We start from the raw sequence: 22,216 nt of genomic DNA, 5'->3' as shown, positions 1-22,216 counted from the left end.
TTTAATGCTGGCGGCCGCGGTGCTGCGCCGTCCCCGTTCCGTGAAGTGAGGTAACGCGCCATGACATTCCTTCAGATCCAGCGTTTGCGCAAGACCTACGATGAAGTCGTCGCCATCGACAATGTTTCGCTCGATATCAAGCGCGGCGAGTTCATGACCTTTCTCGGGCCGTCCGGTTCGGGCAAGAGCACGACGCTCTATATCGTCGCGGGCTTTCAGGAGCCGACCGAAGGGCGCGTGCTGCTCGACGGCAAGCCGCTGCTTTCCATCGCGCCCAACAAGCGCAACATCGGCATGGTGTTTCAACGCTATACGCTGTTTCCGCATCTGACGGTGGGCGAGAACGTCGCCTTTCCGTTGCGCGTGCGCCGCCGTCCCGATGCGGAGATCAAACAGCAAGTCGAGAAAATGCTCGCGCTCGTGCATCTGTCGGAGTTTCGCGATCGCATGCCCGCGCAGTTGTCAGGCGGCCAGCAGCAGCGCGTGGCGATCGCCCGTGCGCTCGCTTACGATCCGCCCGTGCTGCTGATGGACGAGCCGCTCTCCGCGCTCGACAAGAAGCTGCGCGAGGAGATTCAGCTCGAACTGCGCCGCATTCATCAGGAGACGGGCGTGACGATTCTCTATGTCACGCACGATCAGGAAGAGGCGCTGCGTCTGTCGGATCGTATCGCCGTGTTCAACAAAGGGCGCATCGAGCAATGCGGCACGGGCGAGGAGCTGTATGCGAATCCCGCGTCGAAGTTCGTCGCGAATTTCATCGGTAATTCTAACTTTCTGCCGGTGCGTGTGACGGCGAGCAACGCGGAGCAGTCGAGCGGCATCTTCCCCAACGGTCTCACCATCTCGACAGCGGGCAATCCGACGCTTTCCGCAGGCGACGACGGCACGCTGATGGTGCGTCCGGAGCAAATGCGCATTCGTGCGCTTGGCGCGTCGAACGGTTCGGCGGGATTGCCGGTCACCGTGCGCGACATCACGTATCTGGGCGACGCGATGCACTACGCGGTCGCGACGCCGTGGGAACAGGAGATATCGATTCGCATGCCGGCGGGCGATCATCGCGACAGCGGTCTCGTCATCGGCACGCAGGCGCTCGTCGACTGGGACGTGCGCGACGTCAGGCTCTTTGCGCAAGCTTGAAAACATGCGCGAGACATTTCCTTCCCTGAAAGTCGAACGCCCGACGATCACGCTGCGCGAGCTCGCCTTGCAGAAGATGCGCACCGCGATTCTGGATGCGCGTTTCCTGCCGGGCGATCGTCTGGTCGAGCGCGCGCTCTGCGATGAGCTCGGCGTGGGCCGCACCGTCGTGCGCGAAGTGTTGCGTCATCTGGAAACCGAAGGGCTCGTCGAGTCGCTGCCGAATCAAGGACCGATCGTCGCGATTCTGGATATCGATACCGCCGCGGAAATCTACGAGATCCGCGCGTTGCTCGAAGGCGAGGCCGCGATGGCCTGCGCGCGGCACGCCGACGCGAACATCATCGTCGGACTGGAAGATTGCATCGCAAGGATTCAGGCCGCCTTCGATGCACAAGACCATCACGCGGTGCGTGATCTCACGACGGCCTTCTATGAGCGCATGTTCATCGGTGGAGAAAAGCATGTCGCGTGGGAGATCGTGCAGTCGCTGACGGCGCGGATCAATCGTCTGCGCGCGTTGACGATCGCCTCCGATGATCGCGGCCGGCAGGCGGTTCAGGAAATGCGCCAGGTTCTGGCTGCCATCCGCGCGAACGAACCCGCCGGTGCGCGCGATGCTGCGCGCGCGCATGTCGAACGCGTGGCGGAGATCGCGCGAAAGCTGTTGAGCGAAGGACACGAGAACGCGTTAATGAAGCGCGCCGGATGAACGGGCCGTTCCGAGGGCCGCAGTGCTGCATCGAGCAATTCCCAATTCAAACCACAAACATCCAGCGGTACAGGAGGAGAAGAGCATGGCAAAAGGTTTTGTCAAAGCACGTATGGCATGCGCGCTGGCAGGCGGCGCGTTGCTCGCCGCGAATGCGCACGCGCAGTCGTCCGTGACGCTGTACGGCGTGATCGACGAAGGCATCGACTATGTCAACAACAGCGGCGGGCATTCGCTATGGCGCATGCGCGACGGCACCTACGACGGCGTGTACGGCAGCCGATGGGGCTTGAAGGGCAGCGAGGATCTCGGTGGCGGTCTCTCGGCCATCTTCAAGCTCGAAGCGGGCTTCAGCACCGAGAACGGACAGAGCCGCCAGGGCGGACGCCTGTTCGGACGTCAGGCGTATGTCGGCCTTTCGGACGCGCGCATCGGCACCGTCACGCTGGGCCGTCAATATGATTCGGTGGTGGACTTCCTCCAACCGCTGAGCGCATCGGGTCAGCTCGGAGGACCGCTCATCCATTCAGGCGATATCGACAATGTCGACAATTCCTTTCGCGTCGATAACGCGGTCAAGTATGCGAGCCCGAAGATCGGCGGCCTGACCTTCGGCGGCCTGTATTCGTTCACCAACACGAATGCGCCGGGACGCGGAACCACCGGTTTGTGGAGCGTCGGAGTGAACTACGCGTTCGGTCCGCTGAATGTGGCGGGCGCCTATCTCTATGCGAAAGACCCGGCGCAATTGCTGACCGATGGAAACTTCGTCGCGAACACGACCGGCGCGGCGATCGGCGCGTCCGGTCCGTTCAGCTATGTCGGCAATCCGAGCAACGAACAGGTCTTCGGTGCGGCGCTCAACTATGTGATCGGATCGGCGACGGTCGGCATCGACTATACGAACGCGAAGTTCGACAACGCGAACGGCACGAATGGCACCGTGCGCTTCGATAACTACGAAGCGTGGGGACGCTATTACCTGACGCCGGCGTGGTACGTCGGCGCACAGTACGTCTATACGCACGGCAACATCGGCTATAGCCAGGCCATTCCGATCTATCACCAGGTCGGCCTGACCACGGCGTACTCGCTTTCCAAGCGCACGTCGCTCTACGCGATGAGCGTCTGGCAGAAGGCCGCCGGCGCTGCATCGAATGCGGACATCTTCGATGGCGCGGTGGGATCGGCATCGACCAACAATCATCAGATCATGGGACGGGTCGGCATCTATCACCTGTTCTGATTCGTTTAGCCCTATGCGTCACGGCCCGTTCGAAGAGCGGGCCTTCGGCGTTTCTCTTAAAGGAAAGATCGTGGAACTCAAATCCATGCTGACGGATGCATCGCTTCTCCGTCACGAAGCGTTTATCGACGGGCAGTGGTGCGCGGCGGACTCGGGCGCGAGCTTCGATGTGCTCGATCCCGCGACGGGCCGCTCGCTCGGTAGCGTGCCGAAGATGGGCGAAGCCGAAACGCGGCGCGCCATCGACGCCGCCGATGCAGCGTGGCCCGCATGGCGCGCGAAGACGGCGAAGGAGCGCGCGAACCTGCTGCGCCGGTGGTACGAGCTGATGCTCGAACATGCGGACGATCTCGCGCTGATCCTCACGGCGGAGCAGGGCAAGCCGCTCGCCGAAGCGAAGGGCGAGATCACCTATGCCGCGTCGTTCATCGAATGGTTCGCGGAACAAGGCAAGCGCGTGGCGGGCGATACGCTCGCGTCGCCCGCCGCCGACAAACGCATCGTCGTGGTGAAGGAGCCGATCGGTGTCTGCGCCGCGATCACGCCGTGGAATTTTCCCGCCGCGATGATCACGCGCAAGGCCGGACCGGCGCTCGCGGCGGGCTGCCCGATCGTCGTCAAGCCAGCGGAATCCACGCCGTTCTCCGCGCTCGCGATGGCCGTGCTCGCCGAGCGTGCGGGCATTCCGGCGGGCGTGTTCAACGTGCTGACGGGCGATCCGAAAGCCATCGGCGGCGCGATCACCGCGAGCCCGATCGTGCGCAAGCTGTCCTTCACCGGTTCGACGGGCGTCGGACGTCTTCTGATGGCGCAGAGCGCGCCGACCGTGAAAAAGGTCACGCTGGAACTCGGCGGCAACGCGCCGTTCATCGTGTTCGACGATGCCGATCTCGACGCCGCCGTCGAAGGCGCGATCGCATCGAAGTATCGCAACAACGGACAGACGTGCGTGTGCACGAACCGCTTCTACGTGCACGATCGCGTGTACGACGCGTTCGCGCGCAAGCTCGCCGATGCCGTCGGCAAGCTGAAGATCGGACATGGCACCGAAAGCGGCGTGACGCTCGGTCCGCTCATCGATGGCGCCGCGGTGAAGAAGGTCGAAGCGCATATCGCCGATGCGGTGGGCAAGGGCGCGAGCATCGTCGCGGGCGGCAAGCGTCACGCGCTGGGCCACGGCTTCTTCGAGCCGACCGTGCTGACGAACGCGACCGTCGACATGTGCGTCGCGAAGGAAGAGACGTTCGGGCCGCTCGCGCCGCTGTTCCGCTTCTCCAGCGACGATGAAGTCGTGCGGCTCGCCAACGACACCGAGTTCGGGCTTGCCGCGTACTTCTACAGCCGCGACATCGGCCGCATCTGGCGCGTGGCCGAGCAGCTCGAATACGGCATGGTCGGCATCAACACGGGCGCGATCTCGAATGAAGTGGCGCCGTTCGGCGGCGTGAAGCAATCGGGGCTGGGACGCGAAGGCTCGCATTACGGCATCGACGACTATCTCGTCATCAAATACCTTTGCATGGCGGTCTGAAGTGCGAAGAGCGCGCCGATATGTCTCATATCGGCGCGCGTACTCGACTGTGGAAATGAAAAATGCGGTGGCCGCGACTTGCGCGGCCACCGCATTCGAGAACTTGAGCTTGTTCGCTTACTTCGACGCGTGCGCTCCTGCCAGTCCATTGCGACGCGACCGCAAGTCGTGCTTCGATGCAAACAGGTAATAGGCGAGCGCCGTGGCCACGAGGCCGACCATCCACGAGATGTCCGCGCCGCCCGCGAGGTTCGCCCACGGACCGTGAAAGAAGCTTTCTTCCATGAACGGCACCTGAATGGCGATGCCGAAGACGTAGATCACGATCGCCTTGAGGTTGAACCGACCATACGCGCCGCCCGTGCTGCCGATGATCTCCGAGACCTGATAGTGCCGGTCGTTGATCAGATAGAAGTCGACGAGATTGATCGCGATCCACGGCGCGAGCACGATGCGCATCGCGAAGATGGCGGTCAGGAAGAGCGCGAGGAAGTTGCTCGACGCCCACAGCGCCGTGATCGTCGATGCGAGCAGCAGCACCATCGACACGACGATCCGCACGCTTCGGCCCGGAACCCACTTCGGGCGGAACGTCTGCGCGGCCGTGATGAACGAAAGCACCGCGCCGTACAGGTTCATCCCGTTGTGGCCGATGATGTTCACGAGAAACAGGAAGATCAGCACATAGCCGAACAGGCCCGTCTGCGTCTGTACGGCCTGCATCGCGTCGGTGGCCTGTCCCGCGCTCACTGCCATCACGCCGAAGATGAACGCGAAGATCGTGCCGAGCGACGTGCCGAAGTACGTGAAGGCGAACGTCCTCGCAAAGCCGGTCGACTTCGGCAGATAGCGCGAGTAATCGGACGTGTAAGGCGCGAAGCTGATCTGCCACACGGCGCACAGGCCGAACATCGCGAACCAGTTCGACAGTTCGAAGTGTCCCCGCTGAAGCACCTGAGCATCAATGCCCGGCGCGATGAGCGCCATGCCGATCAGCAGTGCGATGCCCATGAACCACGCGCCTACCTTGTTGAAGCGATGAATGAAGTTATACCCGATCACGCCGATCAGCGTCGCGAGCACCGCGCCCAGCACGGTGCCGATCGCTTCGGGCACCATCGGCGCGGCGGTGTGCAGCGTCTTGCCCGCGAGAATGATGTTCGATACGAAGAAGCCGAGATAGATGACCGTCGTGAAGCCGACGACCAGCAGCGAGCCATATCGGCCGAACTGCGCGCGGCTCTGAATCATCTGCGGCACGCCGACGAGCGGTCCTTGCGCCGAGGTCAGCGCGTGGAAGAGGGCGCCAAAGAACTGCCCGGCGACGATGGCCAGCATCGCGCTGACGATGTCGAGCCTGAAAACCAGCACGGATGTCGCGCCGGAAATCACGGCCAGCGGCGCGACGTTCGTGCAGAACCAGAGTGTGAATAAATCGCCCGGCTTGCCGTGCCGATGTTCCGCTCCGACATACTCGATCGAATTGCTCTCGATCGTCAGAACGCTGTTGTCGTTTCCCGCATCTTTCATCGTGTCTCCATCTCCAGCTTGATTGGTTGGCTATGCCGCTTCAGCGCATCACGAATGGATCGCTGATCGGCTCATCCGACGTGCGCAGCCACACTGTTCTCGTTGTCGTGTATTCGAGTGCGGCGCTCAATCCGCCTTCGCGGCCATGCCCGGACAGGCCGAAGCCGCCGAACGGCGCGAGCGGCGAAACCACGCGATACGTGTTGATCCAGACGATGCCGGATTTGATGCGCTTCGACACGCGATGCGCGCGCGTCAGGTTGGTCGTGAAAATGCCGGCGGCCAGGCCGAAGACCGTGCTGTTCGCCTTGTCGATGGCTTCCTGCTCGGAGGCGAACGTATCGACGGAAAGCACCGGCCCGAAGAGCTCCTTCGTGATGCAGTCCGGACGATCGACGCCCGTGCAGTCGAGAATCGTCGGCGCGTAGTAGAAGCCTTCGCGGTCGAGCGCCTTCGCGCCCGTGAGCACTTTTGCGCCTTGTTTCAGGGACTTTTCGACGATCGCTTCGATGTTGCGCAGTTGCCGCTCCGTGCACAGCGGTCCGAATTCCGTCGCGACGTCATTCGGTGCGCCGACACGAATGCGCTCGACGCGCTCGATCAGCATCGAAAGAAAGCGATCCTTCACGGACGCTTCGATCAAGAGGCGCGAGCCCGCCACGCAACTCTGGCCGCTCGCGGCGAAGATGGCTGCGACCTGCGCATTCACCGCGCTCTCGATATCCGTATCGGCGAATACGATGAACGGCGACTTGCCGCCCAGTTCCAGCGACACCTTCGCGAGATTGTTCGCCGTGTTCGCGACGATATGTCTCGCGGTTTCCGGTCCGCCCGTGAACGCGACCTTCGACACTTTCGGATGGCTGCTGAGCACGGCGCCGCATTCCGGCCCGAAGCCGGTGATCACGTTGACGACGCCCGGAGGAAAGCCGGCTTCATGTATCAGCTTCGCGAATTCGAGCAGCGGACCGGGCGCTTCCTCGGATGCTTTCAGCACCACGGTGCAGCCCGCCGCGAGCGCCGGCCCGACCTTCACCGCGGACAGAAAGAGCTGGCTGTTCCATGGCACGATGGCCGCGACCACGCCGACCGGTTCCCGTTCGAGCCACACTTGCATGTCCTGCTTGTCGACGGGAATGTGACTGCCTTCGAGCTTGTCGGCGATGCCCGCGTAGTAGCGATAGTATTCGGCCACATACGCGATCTGGCTGGATGTCTCGCGGATGATCTTGCCGGTGTCGCTGGTTTCGATTTCGGCCAGACGCGGCGCCGCCTTTTCGACGAGATCGGCGAGCTTGTAGAGCAGCTTCCCCCGCGCCGATGCGGTGAGGCCCTTCCATGCGGGCGCATCCAGTGCGCGGTCCGCAGCATCCACCGCGCGATTGACCTCCTGAGTGCGTGCTTCCGGCATCTGCGCCCACACGCGGCCCGTGGCCGGATTCACACTTCCGAAGCTCGCGGCGCCGGGCTCGAACTGCCCGTCGATATACAACTGAAATGATTGGCTCATGAACTCGGACCCTCAGACAAAGGCTGGCATCACGTCGCGGATCATGCGCTCGAGCGACGCCTTCTTGCGCTCGAAGCTCATGCCGGTGTCGATCCAGAACGAATACTCGTCGAAGCCGAGCGCTTCATAGGCTTTCAGACGGGCGATGACTTCCTCGGGCGTTCCGATGACATTGTTCTTGCGCATCGCTTCCGGCGTGTAGAACGGATGCGCTGCGATTTCTTCGCGGCTCAAGGTCTTGATCATGCCGCGGCTGACCGGGCGCTCGTTCTTGAACCACGCGCCGAAGTAGTTGTAGAACACGTTGACTTCGTCGGCTGCGACTTGCGCGTCGTCTTCGCTGCTCGCCACGTAGGTATGGCGAAGCAGCATGATCTGCGGACGCGGAACGTCGCTGAACTTGTCGCACGCGGCATTGAAGTGACCGACGAGCTTCTCGACTTCTTCATCGCCCATATGCAGCGGCGTCACCTGCACGTTGCAGCCATTGGCGACGGCGAATTCGTGGCTGTTGGGATCGCGCGCCGCGACCCAGATCGGCGGATGCGGCTGTTGCAGCGGCCGCGGCGATGACGTCGTCGACGGGAACGTCCAGTACTCGCCTTCGTGCGCGTAGTCGCCTTCCCACAGCTTCTTCACCGCCGGAATGAGTTCGCGCATGCGCTGGCCGGCGTTCCATGCGTCGAGGCCGGGCATCAGGCGCTCGTACTCGAACGAATAGGCGCCGCGCGCGATGCCGAGTTCGAGCCGCCCGTCCGTGATGATGTCGGTCATGGCCGCTTCACCGGCGAGCTTGATCGGATGCCAGAACGGCGCGATCACCGTGCCCGTGCCGAGCCTGACGCGCTTCGTCTTGTTGGCGAGATCGGCGAGATTGATGAACGGATTGGGCGCGATGGTGAAGTCCATGCCGTGATGCTCGCCGGTCCAGACGGCGTGCATGCCGCCGCGATCCGCGATCTGGCAGAGCTCGACCATCTCGTCGTAGAGCTGCTTCTGGCTGGTCTTCTCGGAGACGCGCTCCATGTGAACGAAAAGCGAAAAACGCATGATGTGACCTTTCAGGAATGAAGCGGGCGGACGATGCCGTTGCTATGTTTCATGGCTGATTCGTGCGGCTCGACCTGCAGCCACGCACGCAAGGCGCTGTTGACCTTCTCGGGCGCGGTCAGATTCACCATGTGCCGCTCGCGGTCGATCACTACGGCGTTGCCGTTCTGCGCTGCGTCGGCCATTTGCGCGGCCATCGTGGGCGTCGAGTTCGGATCGTCCGAGCCGGTGAGCACGAGGGCCGGGCACGCGATCGTGCGCCAGCCGTCGGCATACGTTTCGTCGCCCGTGGCGAAGGCCGTGTAGGCCGTGGCGTAGCCCTGAGGATCGACGGATCGCAGCCAGGATTCGACTTTTTGCGCCGCGGCGCGCTGTGCCTCTTCATCGTCGAACCAGCGCCGCAACGGCGTTTCGACGTCGATGGCCCCAGCGCTCAGTTCGGCCGCGCGCTGAAGCACGGCTTGCCGCGCCTCGGGCGTGCGCCGGTACACGCCGTTGAGCACCGCGACGCGCCGGACCAGATCCGGCCGCGTCACGGCGACGCCCGCGGCGATCAGCGAGCCCATCGAATGGCCGGCCAGATTGACGGGGCCGGCGTCCAGCGCTTCGATGAACTCGATCGCCCACTGCACGAACTGCCGCAATCCGGCGTTCGCGTCGAGCGCGTCGCTGTTGCCGTGACCGGGCATATCGACCGCGATCACACGAAAGCCGGCCGAGAGCGCCTCGATCTGCGGATACCACGCGTGCGCCTGCATGCCCACGCCGTGAATCAGAACCAGCGGCTCGCCGGTTCCCTGCTCGAGATAGCGAGCGGCGCGCTTACTTGACAGCAGCAGGGTTCTTGGCGTCATTTCCGAGCTCTGCAAGATCCTTGTAGCGATCGCCGATACGGTGATGCGGACGGCCACCCGTCGCTCCGCCGATCGCGACGACGAGTTCGTCTGCCGCGGGCGCGTCGGGAATGGCGAACTGCAGCGTGAGGTAATGCGAGCGACGGCCTTCGTCGTTCTTGTCCATCATCGGGATCAGGAGGGGCGCATTCGCCGGGCCGCGCGTGTTGTTGAAGGCGAGGTACGACTTGGCGCCGACCGCGCTGCGATAGATGTTGCCGAAGTGCAGCGTATGGATCAGCGCCGACGCGTGCTCCAGCTCGCCGTCCACGCCGACGATCGCGCTCTTGCCGAACGCTTCGACTGCTTCGCCCGAGCCGGCTTCATCGAGGATGAGCTTCGTCAGGTGTTCGCTCAGTTGCGGTCCGAGCGCGCGGATTTCCGGCGACAGGTCTTCGACGAAGCCGCGTCCGGCCCACGGGTTTTTGATGACGGCGGCGGCGCCGATCATTTTCAGCGGCCTGGCGGCGTCCTTGCCGCCGTCCACATAAATGGTTTCGACATGAAGGACAGATTTACGGATGAGCGTCACGGGAGATTCCTCGCATACGTTGAACATGTCGGCCATTTTGGTATTCCATAGTACGGCATGCCATCATCGTTTACCCGAAAAAGTGCTCGCGGGGCGGTTTTTCGCTGGCTGGGAAGTTTTCCGGAGGGAAGAGCAGTACGCGGCACGGAGATTGCGCCACTGAGCTTTAAGCAGACGGCGATCGTCTGTGTCCACATTCCCAGTCCGAACAAAGGAGGGACGGTTCATGAACAAGGCAATCAGCACACTGGTCGCGGCCGTCGCCGCACTGACGCTGTCGGGTGGCGCTTTTGCACAGACCGCCGGGGGCGGTTCGACAGGCAGCACGGCCAGCCCTGCAAACCAGGTGAACGGAGCGACGGGCGGCTATGGCACGCCGGGCATGACCAACTCGGATAGTGGCATGGGCGCCAAAAAGCCGAATTCGGGCCTGCCGAGCAGCACGAACGCGACGCCCGCCAACAGCGCGCCGGCGACGAGCAACAACACGCTGGCGACGCCGAGCGTGAAGTCGCCGGCTGCGAGTCAGTAAGGAAGATTGAGTTGAAGACGGGCGGATCATATGCCCGTCGCGCCGTCGCCGCATGCAGTCCGATGCGGCGTCGGCGTTTTTCAGTCCTGCGAGGAAGTGTCGACGGCCAGCTTCGTCAGGCACATGCCCGGCGCGCCGACGACGCACCCCGACACGAGATCGAAGCGCAAGCCGTGCGCCGGGCATTGCAGAACATGGCCATCGAGCCGTCCGTTAGCCAGCGATGCGCCGTTGTGCGGGCATGAATTGTCGATGGCGTGAATCACGCCTTCCACGTTGAAGAGCACGACGCTGCGGCCATCGACGAACCGGAGCCTGCGCTCCCCGACGCCCGGCGCGTCGGCGGCGGCTATCCGTATGTTTTGCGTCATTTCATCAACGCCAAGCGCTCATGTCGTCGAAGGGCGTGTGCGCGTCCATCCAGTCATAGGGTTCGTGCGTCCTGCCCCACGCCCAGGTTCGCGCTGCCGGCGATGACGCCTTTGGTCGCTCGCTCGTCGGCGGCGTGGATTCGATGGTCATCGCCTCTTTCGTCGTCGAGGCAGCTTGCAAGTAATCGGACATTCCTGTTCTCCTTGAAAAAGGCGGTTAGATCGGTTGTTTTGCTGCACGGCCGCGCAGTGTGTCGATGCGGTCGAGATCGCGCGCGTATCGCGATCTGCCGATGGCGAACGCAAGCATCGCCGCAACGCTCACGAAAGGAATCAGTTGCAGCGCGCCCGACAGACCGATCCGGTCGGCGATCGCGCCGGTGACGAGCGGGCCGGGCGCGAGACCGAGCAGGTTGTTCGCGAGCGTCAAGGTCGCGAAGGCGGACGCATGGATTGCCGGCGGCGTGAGGTTCGCGACCATCGCACCCGCCGGGCCGGACGTGCCCGCCACGACGAGAATCCCCGCGCCGAGCAGGACGAGCTGCAATGCGCCCGGCTGGAGCCGGAAGCCGATCGACAGCAGCACCAGCGAGATCAGGCAATAGGCGAGCGCCGTGAGCCACTTGCGCGAGGGCGCATTTCTGCAGATGCGGTCCGTCACGACGCCGCAACCGACCATGCCGATTCCGCCCAGCAGCACGAAGACCGCGGCGCCTGCGGCGGCTTTGTCGGCGGGCATCGCGTAATAGCGATTCAGAAAGCTCGGCATCCACGCGATCACCGCGCCCATGATGAAAAGCTGCACGCCGCTGCCGACATAGGCGCACACGACCGAGATCGTCGAGAAGAGGCCCGCCAGCAGCGTGCGCAGGTTCGTACGCATGCCGGCCGCGTGCTGCTGCGCGGTGGACTGAACATCGGCATATCGCGCGGCGATGCGCTTGTCGGAAACCACGAGCCGGTAGGCGATCACGAGCACGATGCCGAAGATCGCCATCGCGCCGAAGGACGCACGCCATCCGAAATGCACGGCGACGAACCCGCCCAGCGCCATGCCGAGCACGGAGCCGAACGCCCCGCCGGCCATGAACGCGCCGGTGAGCGTGGAGCGCATATGCGACGGAAAAATGCTGAGGATGAGCGCGATGCCCACGCTGCCATACGCGGCCTCGCCGAGACCCACGCATGCGCGCGCGACGAGCATCTCGCCGTAACTGGTGGCGACGGCACAGCCGAGCGTGGCGAGGCTCCAGAGCGACGCCATCAAAACGAGGCTGCGCACGCGGCCCCAGCGGTCCGCGAGCACGGAGAGCGGGAAGGTCAGCAGACCGACCATCAGCGCCACGACGCCGCTGAGCGAACCCAGTTGCGTGTCGGACAGGCCCCATGCCTGCTTCAGCAGCGGAAATACCGCATTCAGGACCTGCCGGGACATGTAGTCCGACAGCAGCAGACCAAATGTCAGCGCGAAAACGATCCACGCGTATTTGCGTGATGTGGCCATGACGGCGTTGCTGCCGCACGAGGCCGGTTGGGTGCAATGGATATCCAAGATTGTCTCCTCCGATGTCCGGCGCGGGCCTCGTCATTGCGCGAAAGCGCGACGCGGGCCGCTTGTTGTCGCGGCGAGAAGCAATGCTTCCCGCCTGCGCCGTGGAGTGTTGAGTGTTGCGTTAAAGGAGCAGGCGTAACGCCCGCGTGCCGGGGTTTCAGGCCGCGCGCAGCGGCAGGTTGATCTGGCCGGCCTTGCGGTTCGGCGCCATGCCGTTGGCGGCGAGCGTTTGGTCGACGGTGTCGTACTGCACGCCGACGCGATAGATCTCGCGCGCTTCCTTGCCGCTGGCAATTTCGCGTCCGAGTTCGCGCGCCACGCGCACGCACTGCTCGATCTGCTGCACGGACGTCATGCGATTGCCGTGCTGGTCGATGATCGTGTCCTCGATGCCGCAGCGCGGATGCAGGCCCATCGACATCGCCATCATGTTGAACGGCAGCACGTTCTTGAGCAGCGACTCCGCCGTGAGCGTGCAGCCATCCGGCGCGCGGTGGACGAAGTTGAAGAAGTTGAACGGGTTCGGGCCGTCGAAGCCGCCGCCGATGCCGATCCACGTCAGATTCAGCGGACCGCGGTAGACGCCCTTTCGCACGAGGCGTTCGAGCGTCTCCAGCGCATGGATGCCGGTCAACTGGAAGTGCGGCTGGATGCCGGACGCCTGCAGGCGGCGCAGATGCTCCTCGACCCATGCGGGGCCGGCGGGAACCGTCATTTCGCTGTAGGCGGCCATGAACGCGGGATTCGACAGCGACGTGCCTTCCAGATATTCCGGATACAGCAGCTCCATGATGTTCATCTGCGTCGTGTTGATCGCGACGGTCACCTGATCCGGCTTCGGATCGAGGTCGGCGAGCATGTGACGGGTATCGTCGGAGAGCCACTTGGCGGCCTGACCGTCGTCTTCCGGCGCGAACGAGATCGAGCCGCCGACCTGGATGATCATGTCCGGCACCGCGGCACGCACGCCGGCGATCAGTTCATTGAACTTCGACAGGCGCTTGGAGCCTTTGCCGTCGAGTTCGCGCACGTGCAGATGCAGAACGGTGGCGCCCGCTTCGTAGCAGTCGACCGCCTTCTGGATTTGCTCGTCCATCGTCACCGGAATGTCTTCGGGGAAGTCGGCGGGCATCCATTCGGGGCCATAAGGCGCAACGGTGATAACGACCTTGTCCTGATTCTCGGGGTGCAATGAATCGTCGAGGAATTGCATGTGTGGCTCCGGCGTAAGTTGAATCGTTGTCGGCGATGCGGCGCGTCGATGCGCCTGAACTGATCTGCATCGTATTGAAGAGCGATTCCTCGCAACCCTCTCGCGGCGGGAGGGGTTGAACGCCGCCCGCCGCCCCTCCCTCCGTGAGAGGGGCCTGAACCGCACGCGCTCCGTATTCTTGCCACGTGACTTCATGCGCCGTTGGCACGCGTGAAAAATCAAAAAAATACGGAGACTTCATGAAACGCAGCATTCCCTGTCTTGCCGCTCTACTGACCTTTTCGGGCGCCGCGTGTGCGCAGGGATCGGTGACGCTCTATGGCGTGCTCGATGCCGGCCTGCTCTATCAGAGCACTTCCGCGGCTTCGTTCGCACCGAACGCACCCAATCTCGGGAAGGTGTATCGCTATAAGGACGGCGGCATTTACGCCAGCTACTGGGGCCTCAAAGGCAGCGAAGAACTGGGCGGCGGCTATCGTGTGAACTTCAGGTTGCAGGGCACGTTCGATTCGGGCACCGGCAGGTTCGGGCTCTCCGATACGCCCGGCGTGCCCGCGCAGTTCAACCAGTTCGCGACGCTCGGTGTGTCCGGCCCGTTCGGCACCTTCAACGCGGGCCGCCAGATCGTGCCGATGGTCTACGCCATGTTCGAAACCGACGTGCGCGGCGCACAGTATTTCGGCAGCATTCTCACCGCGTGGCTCGGCATGAACCAGGCGGCCGGATGGCCCGGCACCAGCACCAATGGTCCGATCGGCGCGCTGTACGACAGCAACGCGCTCGTGTACGAGTCGCCGAGGTTCTATGGCGCGTCCGTCGCGCTGGAGTACGCGCCGGGGGGCGTGCCGGGCGAATTCCAGGGCGGCACGCGCGAGTCCGCCGTCCTGAAGTATTCCAACTACGGCCTGAACGCGTCGGCGGTCTATTACAACGGACACGACGCGAACCCGTTGCCCGGCGTCCCGCCGAGCGGCCTCAACAACAACCGGCTCGTGTATCTAGGCGCGATGTACACCTTTCGCGACTTCTCCGTGTCCGGCTCGTACAGCCGCGGCAAGAATCCGGCCAACACCGCCCGTGCGGACTACGACCTCTGGTCGGCCGGGCTCGGATACCGGTTCACGCCGGTGCTGAAAGTCACGTCCGGGTTCTATTACCTGAAGGACAAGAACAACTCGGCGAATCACTCGAGCGAATTCGCGGTGGGCACGGAGTACAACGTGTCCAAGCGCACGCTCGCCTACGCGCAGGTCGGCTATGTCGACAACCACGGCACGATGAATCAGACGATCGTCTATGGACAGCCCGTCGCACCGGGCGAGTCGACCACGGCCGCGATGATCGGCCTGCGCCACAACTTCTGAACGATATCGGGAGCAACATATGAAGAAAATCACAGTGTCCGCGGCAATGATCGTTCTGGCGTCGATGAACGTGAGCGCTCAGACGAACCAGCCGATGACGGCGAGCGCGCCAGCGGTCGCATCGAACGCGAGCGCGCCGGTTTCCACGCGCAAGGAAGATCGCGCGCTGCGCAAGCGCGTGTATGCCGCATTCGCGAAAGACAAGCGCATCGATGCCGGCGACATCGGCGTCAATGCGAAGGACGGCGCAGTGACGCTGACCGGCACGGCCGCCGACGCCGCGCAGATCGAAACCGCAGCCGCATTGGCGAAGGGCGTGCCCGGCGTGAAGTCGGTGACGAACAAGCTGACCGTCCGGCGCAGCTTCGGGCAATGACGCACACGCCGCATCGCATCAGGAAACTCAAATGAATCACGACATGTTCGAACCAGCTCAATCGGCGTACGCGTACCCGTTGCTCATCAAGCAGCTCATGCACACGGCGCTTTCGCATGCTCCCGATCAGGAGATCGTGTACCGCGGCGAGACGCGCCTGACCTATCGCGCGATGCAGGAACGCATCGCGCGCCTCGCCAACGGCCTCAGCCGCCACGGCGCGGTCATGGGTAGCACCGTCGCGGTGATGGACTGGGACAGCCATCGCTATCTCGAATGCTATTTCGCCATCCCGATGATGGGCGCCGTGTTGCAGACGGTCAACGTGCGGCTCTCGCCCGCGGAGATCGCCTACACGATCAACCATGCGGGCGCGCAGATCCTGCTCGTCCATAGCGATTTCCTGCCCGTGGTCGAATCGATCCGCGATCAACTGGAAACGGTGCGCGCCTTCATCCTGATCGACGAAGACAGCGAAGGCAGCGCGCACACGTTCCCGTTCGCGGACGCATACGAGCGCATGCTGGCCGCAAGCGAATCCGCGTATGACTTCCCGGACTTCGACGAAAACACGCGCGCCACCACGTTCTATACGACGGGCACGACCGGCCTGCCGAAAGGCGTCTGCTTCTCGCATCGACAGCTCGTGCTGCACACCATCACCGGGATGGCGGCGCTCGCGAGCCCCGCATCGGGGCAGCGCTTTCATCGCGGCGACGTGTACATGCCGATCACGCCGATGTTCCATGTCCACGCGTGGGGCATGCCGTACATCGCGACGATGCTCGGCGTGAAGCAGGTCTATCCCGGCCGCTACCTGCCGGAGCGCCTGATGAGCCTCGTGCGCGACGAGGGCGTCACGTTCTCGCATTGCGTCGGCACCATTTTGCACATGCTGCTCAATTGCGAAGACGCGAAGAGCATCGATCTGAGCAACTGGAAGATCGTCATCGGCGGGGGCGCGCTGCCTCACGGGCTCGCGCGCGCCGCGCTCGAGCGCGGCATCGATATCTTCGCGGGCTATGGCATGTCCGAAACCTGCCCGCTTCTCAGTCTCGCGCAGCTCAAGCCGGGCAGCGAGTCGCTCGATATCGACGAGCAAGTGCGGCTGCGTTGCAAGACCGGCCTGCCGATACCGCTCGTCGACTTGCGCATCGTGGACGAAGAAGGCAGCGATGTCGCTCACGATGGCCGTGCGAGCGGAGAGATCGTCGTGCGCGCGCCGTGGCTCACGCAAGGCTATCTGAAGGATGAGGCTGCATCGGCGCAGCTCTGGGACGGCGGCTATCTGCATACGCAGGACATCGGCAACATCGATACGGACGGCTATCTGCAAATCACCGACCGCATCAAGGACGTGATCAAGTCCGGCGGCGAATGGGTTTCGTCGCTCGAAATCGAAAGCCTGATCTCGCTGCATCCCGGCGTCTCCGAGGTCGCCGTGATCGGCATCAAGGACGAGAAGTGGGGTGAGCGGCCCGTGGCGCTCGTGGTGCTCAAGGCGCAATCGAACGTCTCGGGAGACGACATCCGAAATCACGTCCTGACGTTCAGCGAAGCGGGAAAGATCTCGAAGTACGCGGTGCCGCAGATCGTGAAGATCGTCGACCGGCTCGACAAGACGAGCGTCGGCAAATTGAACAAGAAGCGCCTGCGCGAACAGTTCGCGTCGTCGCTGGAACGGAAGACGACAGCATGAGCACGATCGGATACAGCATGGCGACGATCGAAGAGTTCGTCGGCCGGGAACTGGGCGTGTCGGACTGGATCGTCGTCGATCAGGCGCGCATCGAGGCGTTCGCGCAATGCACAGGCGACATGCAGTGGATTCACGTCAACGAGGAACGCGCGAAACGCGAAAGCCCCTTCGGCGGGACGATCGCGCACGGCTATCTGACGCTCTCGCTTCTGGCGACGCTCGCGATCGAAGTCGGCCTCGTGCCGCCCGATGCGTCCGCCGCGCTGAATTACGGGCTCGACAAGGTGCGCTTCATGACGCCGGTCAGGTCCGGTGCGCGGGTGCGATGCCGCGTCGTGCTGACGTCGGTGGAAAGGAAAGGCGGCGGCCGCATTCTCGTGAAGACGGACAGCGAACTGCAGATCGAAGGCGAGGACAAGCCTGCGCTGATCGCGCAAACGCTCGCGATGATCGTGGCGTGACAGTCGCGCACGCGGAGGAGACAAGCATGAACGTACGGAGTTTCAGATGGCAGCAAACGTAAGTCACACGAGCAACGAGAACGACGGCCTCACGGCCAATGCAACCGACGGCATGCTCGGACCCAACCCGTTCGTCGGATTGCGCGGCATCGATATGCTCGCCGCCGCCGGGCAGATCGGCGCGCAGGCGATGCTGCATCCCGCGCTGCTGTTCGGGCAGACCGCGGCGCTCGTGCGCGATCTGACGTCGGCGGTGAGCGGCAAGGAAGCCTGCTCGCCCGAGCCTGGCGATAAACGCTTCGCCGATCCGGCATGGCGCGAGCAGTCGCTGTATCGCACGACGCTGCAGGGTTATCTCGCCTGGCGCAACGCTTTGGCCGGTTTCGTGGAACGCTCGGCGCTCGACGACGCGAACAAGGAACGCGCGCAGTTCGTGATGTCGCTCATGACGGACGCGCTCGCGCCGACCAACACGCTCGCGGGCAATCCGGCGGCGCTTAAAAAGCTGGTGGAGTCGCGCGGCGCGAGTGCCGTCGCGGGCGTGAGAAACATGCTCGCCGATACGCTCGGCAACAAAGGCATGCCGTCGCAGGTCGACAAGAAGGCGTTTCGCGTCGGCGAGAATCTCGCGACGACGCCCGGCTCGGTCGTGTTTCGCAACGAAGTGCTCGAACTCATCCAGTACGCGCCGGTGACGCCGAACGTCCACGCGCGTCCGCAACTGATCGTGCCGCCGCAGATCAACAAGTTCTATATCTTCGATCTGTCGGCGAACAAGAGCATCGTCGAATATCTGGTGAAGAGCGAGTTCCAGGTGTTCGCCGTGAGCTGGCGCAATCCGACCGAGGCGCAGCGCGACTGGGACATGGACACGTATGTCGCCGCGCTCATCGAAGCGATCGACGCGGTGCGCGACATCACCGGCCACGCCGACGTGAACCTGCACGGCGCGTGCTCCGGCGCGATGACGATCTCGGCGCTGCTCGGCCATCTGGCGAGCCGCGGCGAGAAGACGGTCCATGCGGCCACGCTGATGGTGGCGGTGCTGGACAGCACGTCGGAATCGCAGCTCGGGCTCTTCACGACGCCCGCGGCCATCGAGGTCGCCAAGCGCAACAGCCGCGCCAAGGGCGTGCTGCCGGGCGAAGAGATGGGCCGCGTGTTCGCGTGGATGAGACCCAACGATCTCGTCTGGAACTTCTGGGTCAACAACTATCTGATGGGCGAGGCGCCGCCGGCCTTCGACGTGCTCTACTGGAACAACGACGCGACACGCCTGCCCGGAAAGCTGCATGGCCAGTTGCTCGACATCTTCACGCAGAACCTGTTCAGCGAGCCGGGCAAGCTGACGGTGCTCGGAACGCCGGTCGATCTGTCGAAGGTCACCTGCGATACCTACGTGATGGCCGGCATGACCGATCACATCACGCCGTGGAAGGGCGTCTACAACACGGCGCGCGCGTTCGGCGGCAAGACGCGCTACGTGCTGAGTTCGAGCGGGCATATCCAGAGCCTGATCAATCCGCCCGGCAATCCGAAGGCGAAGTACTTTCACAACGACGCACTTCCCGAAGACGCCGACGCCTGGCTCGCCGATGCGCGGCCCGAAGCGGATTCGTGGTGGAGCGACTGGCGCGAGTGGCTTGCCGCACGCTCGGGCGAGCTGCGTCCCGCGCCCCGCACGCCCGGCAACAGGCGGCACAAGCGGCTGGCCGCCGCGCCGGGCTGTTATGTCCTCGAGGCCTGAAACGCACGAGATGCCGCGCTCCGGCGCGGCGTCCCTGCGACATTCACATGGACATTCACATGGAACAACAACGATGAAGAATGTGCGTGCGCTGGATATCCAGACCGTCTCGCTCGACGGTCAGCTGCTTCGCGTCGGCATCTGGAGGGGCAGTCAGGCTTCGCCGCCGCTCGTCGTCTTCAACGGCATCGGCGCGAATCTCGAGCTGGTTCAGCCGTTCGCCGATGCGCTCGGCGACGTCGAGGTCGTGATCTTCGATATTCCCGGCGTGGGCGGATCGCCCGTGCCGCTCGTGCCGTATCGCTTCTCCACGCTCGCGGTGATGACCGACAGGCTGCTCGCGAAGCTCGGCTATGACGGACCGGTGGATGTGCTCGGCGTCTCGTGGGGCGGCGCGCTCGCCCAGCAGTTCGCGCATCTGTATCCGTTCCGCTGCCGCCGGCTGGTGCTGGCCGCGACGTCGCCGGGCGTGATCATGGTGCCGGGACGGCTCTCCGTGCTGTCGAAGCTGATCGGGGCGCGGCGCTATCGGGACCCGGACTATCTGCGGGAAGTCGGCGCGGAGATTTACGGCGGCGCCTACCGGACCGATCCCGCGCTGCTCGAAGAACACGGTCGTCACATTCGTGCGCCGGGCGGCCGCGGATACATGTACCAGCTGCTGGCCACATGGGGATGGAGCAGCCTGCTGTGGCTCGGCACGCTGCGCCAGCCGACGCTCGTCATGCATGGCGACGACGATCCGATCATCCCGCTCATCAACGCGGAAATCCTCGCCCGCCGCATCCGGCGCGCGACGCTGCACGTCCTGAAGGACGGCCATCTCTTTCTCATCACGCGAACGCGCGAAGTCGGTCCGCTGGTGCGCAACTTCCTGTCGAGCGAGTAACGCCGTTACGCGGCGGCCGCCGGAACTTACCAGTCGTTCTATTTCGCGCGCCACGGGCCGCGCGGAAAACTTGCGGCTCGGGGTTGCCGGTTGCCGCCGCGGTCGCATAGAGTGTGTGGAGAACATCGCGCGCTTTCACGGCGATGTTCGGTACGACCCGGCGCTCTGCAATCATCGATGTCCTGTATTCGAAGCGTTCCAAGAGAACTTCTTCTCTCGGTCTTGGCTGGAGCAGGCAAATGAACAAGTTGCTTATAACCGGTGCGGCGACGGCGATCACGCTGACAAGTGCAGCGTATGCGCAAAGCAGCGTCACGCTCTATGGTCTCATCGACGCGGGCCTGACCTACACCAGCAACGAGATAACGGGCACGGGCGGCGGCGGTCATAGCAACTGGCAAATGACGAGCGGCGCCATTCAGGACAGCCGATGGGGCCTGCGCGGCGCCGAAGATCTCGGCGCGGGCCTGAAGGCCGTTTTCGTGCTCGAAAGCGGCTTCGAGCTGAATAACGGCCAGTCCACGTCGAGCAATCGAATATTCAACCGGCAGGCGTATGTGGGCGTGTCGAGCCGCGAATACGGCGCGCTCACGCTGGGCCGGCAGACCGATGGCATGGTCGACTTCGTCGGGCCGCTTTCGCTGACCGGCACGGAGTTCGGCGGCACGCACTTCGCGCATCCGTTCGACATCGACAATCTGAACGATTCATTCCAGATCAACAACGCGGTGAAGTACATGAGCCCGGACTTCGCCGGCTTCAGGCTCGGCGCGTTGTACGGCTTTTCCAATCAGGCAGGCGGATTCACCAATAATCGCGCCTACAGTTTCGGCCTGTCGTATATCCGTGGACCGTGGAACTTCGGCTTCGGTTATCTCCAGCTCAGCAGTTCCGCGCGCACGCCGGCGCAGTTGAACGCGAATGGCGCAGTCACCGATACGACCGCCGCGTCCTTGCAGAACGCACTGCTGACGAGCGCCGTGCCGATCGGCGTGCTCGCCGACAAGCAGAGGACGCTGGGCGCCGGGGTGAACTACTCGTTCGGCCCGGCCGTGGCGGGCTTCGTGTATTCGCAAAGCAAGATCACGCGATTTTTCCAGACGAACCTGAGCGTGAATTTTCAGAACTTCGAAGGCAATATCCGCTATGCGCTGACGCCGGTGGTCGAACTCTCGGGCGCGTACACGTATTCGCGCGCGGGCGGCAACGGAGGCGGCGGCATTCCGCACTGGAACCAGGTGAGCGCGATGGCCGACTACCGCCTCTCGCGACGTACCGATGTCTACATTCAGGGCGCGTGGCAGCGTGTGAGCCCGAGCGGCACTTCCCCGCTGGGCGTGGCTTGGATAAACGGCGTGAGCAACCCGTCCTCCACGACGACGCAGGTTCAGGCGGCGGCCGGATTGCGGCATCGCTTCTGATTTTCTTCAAATGCTGGGGATTTCGATGCGCGTCAAAGTCTCGCTGGCCCTGCTTGCCCTGTCCGTTCTCGTCGCCGGATGCAACACGCCGCCCATTCCGCCGGGCAAGTCGGTCGATATCCCTACGGCATTGCAAAACGTTCTCGACGGTCTGTGCGAATTCAAGAAGGCGCAGGCGGCCGGCAAGCAGAACTATGGCGTCGCGATCGACTCGGTGACCGTGGAACTGGATCTGACCGTCGATGGCGCGCAGACTCCGCCCGTCGCCGTGGCGCCGGATATCAAGTTCATCCCGACGGTCAGTTACGGGCACATCATCACGGCGAACACCGGGAGCAGGCTGCTGGTTTCGCTGAAGAACGTCGATGGCGCGCATGGCGCCGGCATGAATTGCGGGCCGGCGGGGCCGGCGAAATAGGCGCGGCGCGTTGCTCCGCGTGAGCG

The 22,216-nt window shown here is 63.7% G+C and carries 22 protein-coding genes; 13 read left to right on the top strand and 9 right to left on the bottom strand.

Translation table 11 applies throughout. The annotated features are described in order from the left end of the window. Nucleotides 1-60 precede the first annotated feature (60 nt). The 4 genes from AWB74_RS34740 (at nt 61) to AWB74_RS34725 (ending at nt 4,632) form a co-directional block, all read left to right on the top strand. Entirely contained in the window at nt 61-1,143 is a 1,083-nt protein-coding gene (locus tag AWB74_RS34740) for an ABC transporter ATP-binding protein (protein ID WP_061151150.1), read from the top strand. Nucleotides 1,144-1,147: 4 nt separating this feature from the next. After that, nucleotides 1,148-1,855: a GntR family transcriptional regulator gene (locus AWB74_RS34735; protein WP_061151149.1), complete on the top strand. Its 708-nt coding sequence runs from the start codon at nt 1,148-1,150 to the stop codon at nt 1,853-1,855. 85 nt (nt 1,856-1,940) lie between these two features. Further along, nucleotides 1,941-3,101, top strand: a complete 1,161-nt coding sequence (locus AWB74_RS34730; protein WP_087039364.1) for a porin — start codon at nt 1,941-1,943, stop codon at nt 3,099-3,101. 85 nt (nt 3,102-3,186) lie between these two features. Further along, nucleotides 3,187-4,632, top strand: a complete 1,446-nt coding sequence (locus AWB74_RS34725; protein ID WP_200822078.1) for an NAD-dependent succinate-semialdehyde dehydrogenase — start codon at nt 3,187-3,189, stop codon at nt 4,630-4,632. Nucleotides 4,633-4,749: 117 nt separating this feature from the next. Here the strand turns inward: AWB74_RS34725 and AWB74_RS34720 are convergent, their stop codons facing one another. From AWB74_RS34720 to AWB74_RS34700, 5 genes are read right to left on the bottom strand one after another with little or no spacing between them, the layout of a single operon-like run. Further along, entirely contained in the window at nt 4,750-6,162 is a 1,413-nt protein-coding gene (locus AWB74_RS34720; protein WP_061151147.1) for a purine-cytosine permease family protein, read from the bottom strand. 40 nt (nt 6,163-6,202) lie between these two features. Then, on the bottom strand, nt 6,203-7,672 hold the full coding sequence (locus AWB74_RS34715) for an aldehyde dehydrogenase (RefSeq protein WP_061151146.1): 1,470 nt from the start codon (nt 7,670-7,672) through the stop codon (nt 6,203-6,205). Nucleotides 7,673-7,684: 12 nt separating this feature from the next. Next, on the bottom strand, nt 7,685-8,722 hold the full coding sequence (locus AWB74_RS34710; RefSeq protein WP_061151145.1) for an LLM class flavin-dependent oxidoreductase: 1,038 nt from the start codon (nt 8,720-8,722) through the stop codon (nt 7,685-7,687). An 11-nt stretch (nt 8,723-8,733) separates the two neighbouring features. Next, a complete protein-coding gene (locus AWB74_RS34705) occupies nt 8,734-9,576 on the bottom strand; it encodes an alpha/beta fold hydrolase (RefSeq protein WP_061151144.1) in 843 nt (280 codons plus the stop codon). Next, nucleotides 9,545-10,174: an amino acid synthesis family protein gene (locus AWB74_RS34700; protein WP_407642505.1), complete on the bottom strand. Its 630-nt coding sequence runs from the start codon at nt 10,172-10,174 to the stop codon at nt 9,545-9,547. Before AWB74_RS34700 ends, AWB74_RS34705 begins: the two co-directional genes overlap by 32 nt. A gap of 199 nt (nt 10,175-10,373) precedes the next feature. On the opposite strand from AWB74_RS34700, the gene AWB74_RS34695 reads away from it, so the two are divergent. Continuing rightward, on the top strand, nt 10,374-10,679 hold the full coding sequence (locus tag AWB74_RS34695; protein WP_061151143.1) for a hypothetical protein: 306 nt from the start codon (nt 10,374-10,376) through the stop codon (nt 10,677-10,679). A gap of 80 nt (nt 10,680-10,759) precedes the next feature. Here AWB74_RS34695 and AWB74_RS34690 read toward each other — a convergent pair whose 3' ends face one another. The 4 genes from AWB74_RS34690 to AWB74_RS34675 all read right to left on the bottom strand — a co-directional run bounded on the left by AWB74_RS34690 (nt 10,760) and on the right by AWB74_RS34675 (nt 13,815). Then, nucleotides 10,760-11,050 carry a Rieske (2Fe-2S) protein gene (locus AWB74_RS34690; RefSeq protein ID WP_061151142.1) on the bottom strand — a complete coding sequence of 97 codons (291 nt, stop codon included), beginning with the start codon at nt 11,048-11,050 and terminating at the stop codon, nt 10,760-10,762. A gap of 4 nt (nt 11,051-11,054) precedes the next feature. Beyond that, on the bottom strand, nt 11,055-11,243 hold the full coding sequence (locus AWB74_RS34685; protein WP_061151141.1) for a hypothetical protein: 189 nt from the start codon (nt 11,241-11,243) through the stop codon (nt 11,055-11,057). A gap of 24 nt (nt 11,244-11,267) precedes the next feature. Further along, nucleotides 11,268-12,602: an MFS transporter gene (locus AWB74_RS34680; RefSeq protein ID WP_087039363.1), complete on the bottom strand. Its 1,335-nt coding sequence runs from the start codon at nt 12,600-12,602 to the stop codon at nt 11,268-11,270. 157 nt (nt 12,603-12,759) lie between these two features. Beyond that, nucleotides 12,760-13,815, bottom strand: coding sequence for a BKACE family enzyme (locus tag AWB74_RS34675; protein ID WP_061151139.1), 1,056 nt, complete (start codon nt 13,813-13,815; stop codon nt 12,760-12,762). 239 nt (nt 13,816-14,054) lie between these two features. Here AWB74_RS34675 and AWB74_RS34670 point away from each other — a divergent pair, with 239 nt between their 5' ends. The 8 genes from AWB74_RS34670 (at nt 14,055) to AWB74_RS34635 (ending at nt 22,190) form a co-directional block, all read left to right on the top strand. After that, nucleotides 14,055-15,179, top strand: a complete 1,125-nt coding sequence (locus tag AWB74_RS34670) for a porin (protein ID WP_061151138.1) — start codon at nt 14,055-14,057, stop codon at nt 15,177-15,179. Nucleotides 15,180-15,198: 19 nt separating this feature from the next. After that, nucleotides 15,199-15,555: a BON domain-containing protein gene (locus tag AWB74_RS34665; RefSeq protein ID WP_061151137.1), complete on the top strand. Its 357-nt coding sequence runs from the start codon at nt 15,199-15,201 to the stop codon at nt 15,553-15,555. A gap of 31 nt (nt 15,556-15,586) precedes the next feature. Further along, nucleotides 15,587-17,254 (top strand): fatty acid--CoA ligase, encoded by a 1,668-nt coding sequence (locus AWB74_RS34660; RefSeq protein WP_061151136.1) that lies wholly within the window; start codon nt 15,587-15,589, stop codon nt 17,252-17,254. Then, nucleotides 17,251-17,715: a MaoC family dehydratase gene (locus AWB74_RS34655; protein ID WP_061151135.1), complete on the top strand. Its 465-nt coding sequence runs from the start codon at nt 17,251-17,253 to the stop codon at nt 17,713-17,715. Before AWB74_RS34660 ends, AWB74_RS34655 begins: the two co-directional genes overlap by 4 nt. Before the next feature lie 46 nt (nt 17,716-17,761). Next, entirely contained in the window at nt 17,762-19,462 is a 1,701-nt protein-coding gene (locus AWB74_RS34650; protein WP_061151134.1) for an alpha/beta fold hydrolase, read from the top strand. A gap of 73 nt (nt 19,463-19,535) precedes the next feature. Continuing rightward, entirely contained in the window at nt 19,536-20,351 is an 816-nt protein-coding gene (gene phaZ, locus AWB74_RS34645) for a poly(3-hydroxyalkanoate) depolymerase (RefSeq protein ID WP_061151133.1), read from the top strand. Nucleotides 20,352-20,590: 239 nt separating this feature from the next. Next, the gene (locus tag AWB74_RS34640; RefSeq protein WP_061151132.1) at nt 20,591-21,772 is read left to right on the top strand and encodes a porin; all 1,182 of its coding nucleotides are present in this window, start codon (nt 20,591-20,593) and stop codon (nt 21,770-21,772) included. Between the two features lie 25 nt (nt 21,773-21,797). Further along, nucleotides 21,798-22,190 (top strand): hypothetical protein, encoded by a 393-nt coding sequence (locus AWB74_RS34635; protein ID WP_061151153.1) that lies wholly within the window; start codon nt 21,798-21,800, stop codon nt 22,188-22,190. Nucleotides 22,191-22,216 lie beyond the last annotated feature (26 nt).

Source organism: Caballeronia arvi (assembly GCF_001544695.2).
Classification (GTDB): domain Bacteria; phylum Pseudomonadota; class Gammaproteobacteria; order Burkholderiales; family Burkholderiaceae; genus Caballeronia; species Caballeronia arvi.
The sequence above is the reverse complement of the archived record's forward strand: the minus strand, read 5'-3'. Positions and strand labels throughout refer to the sequence as shown.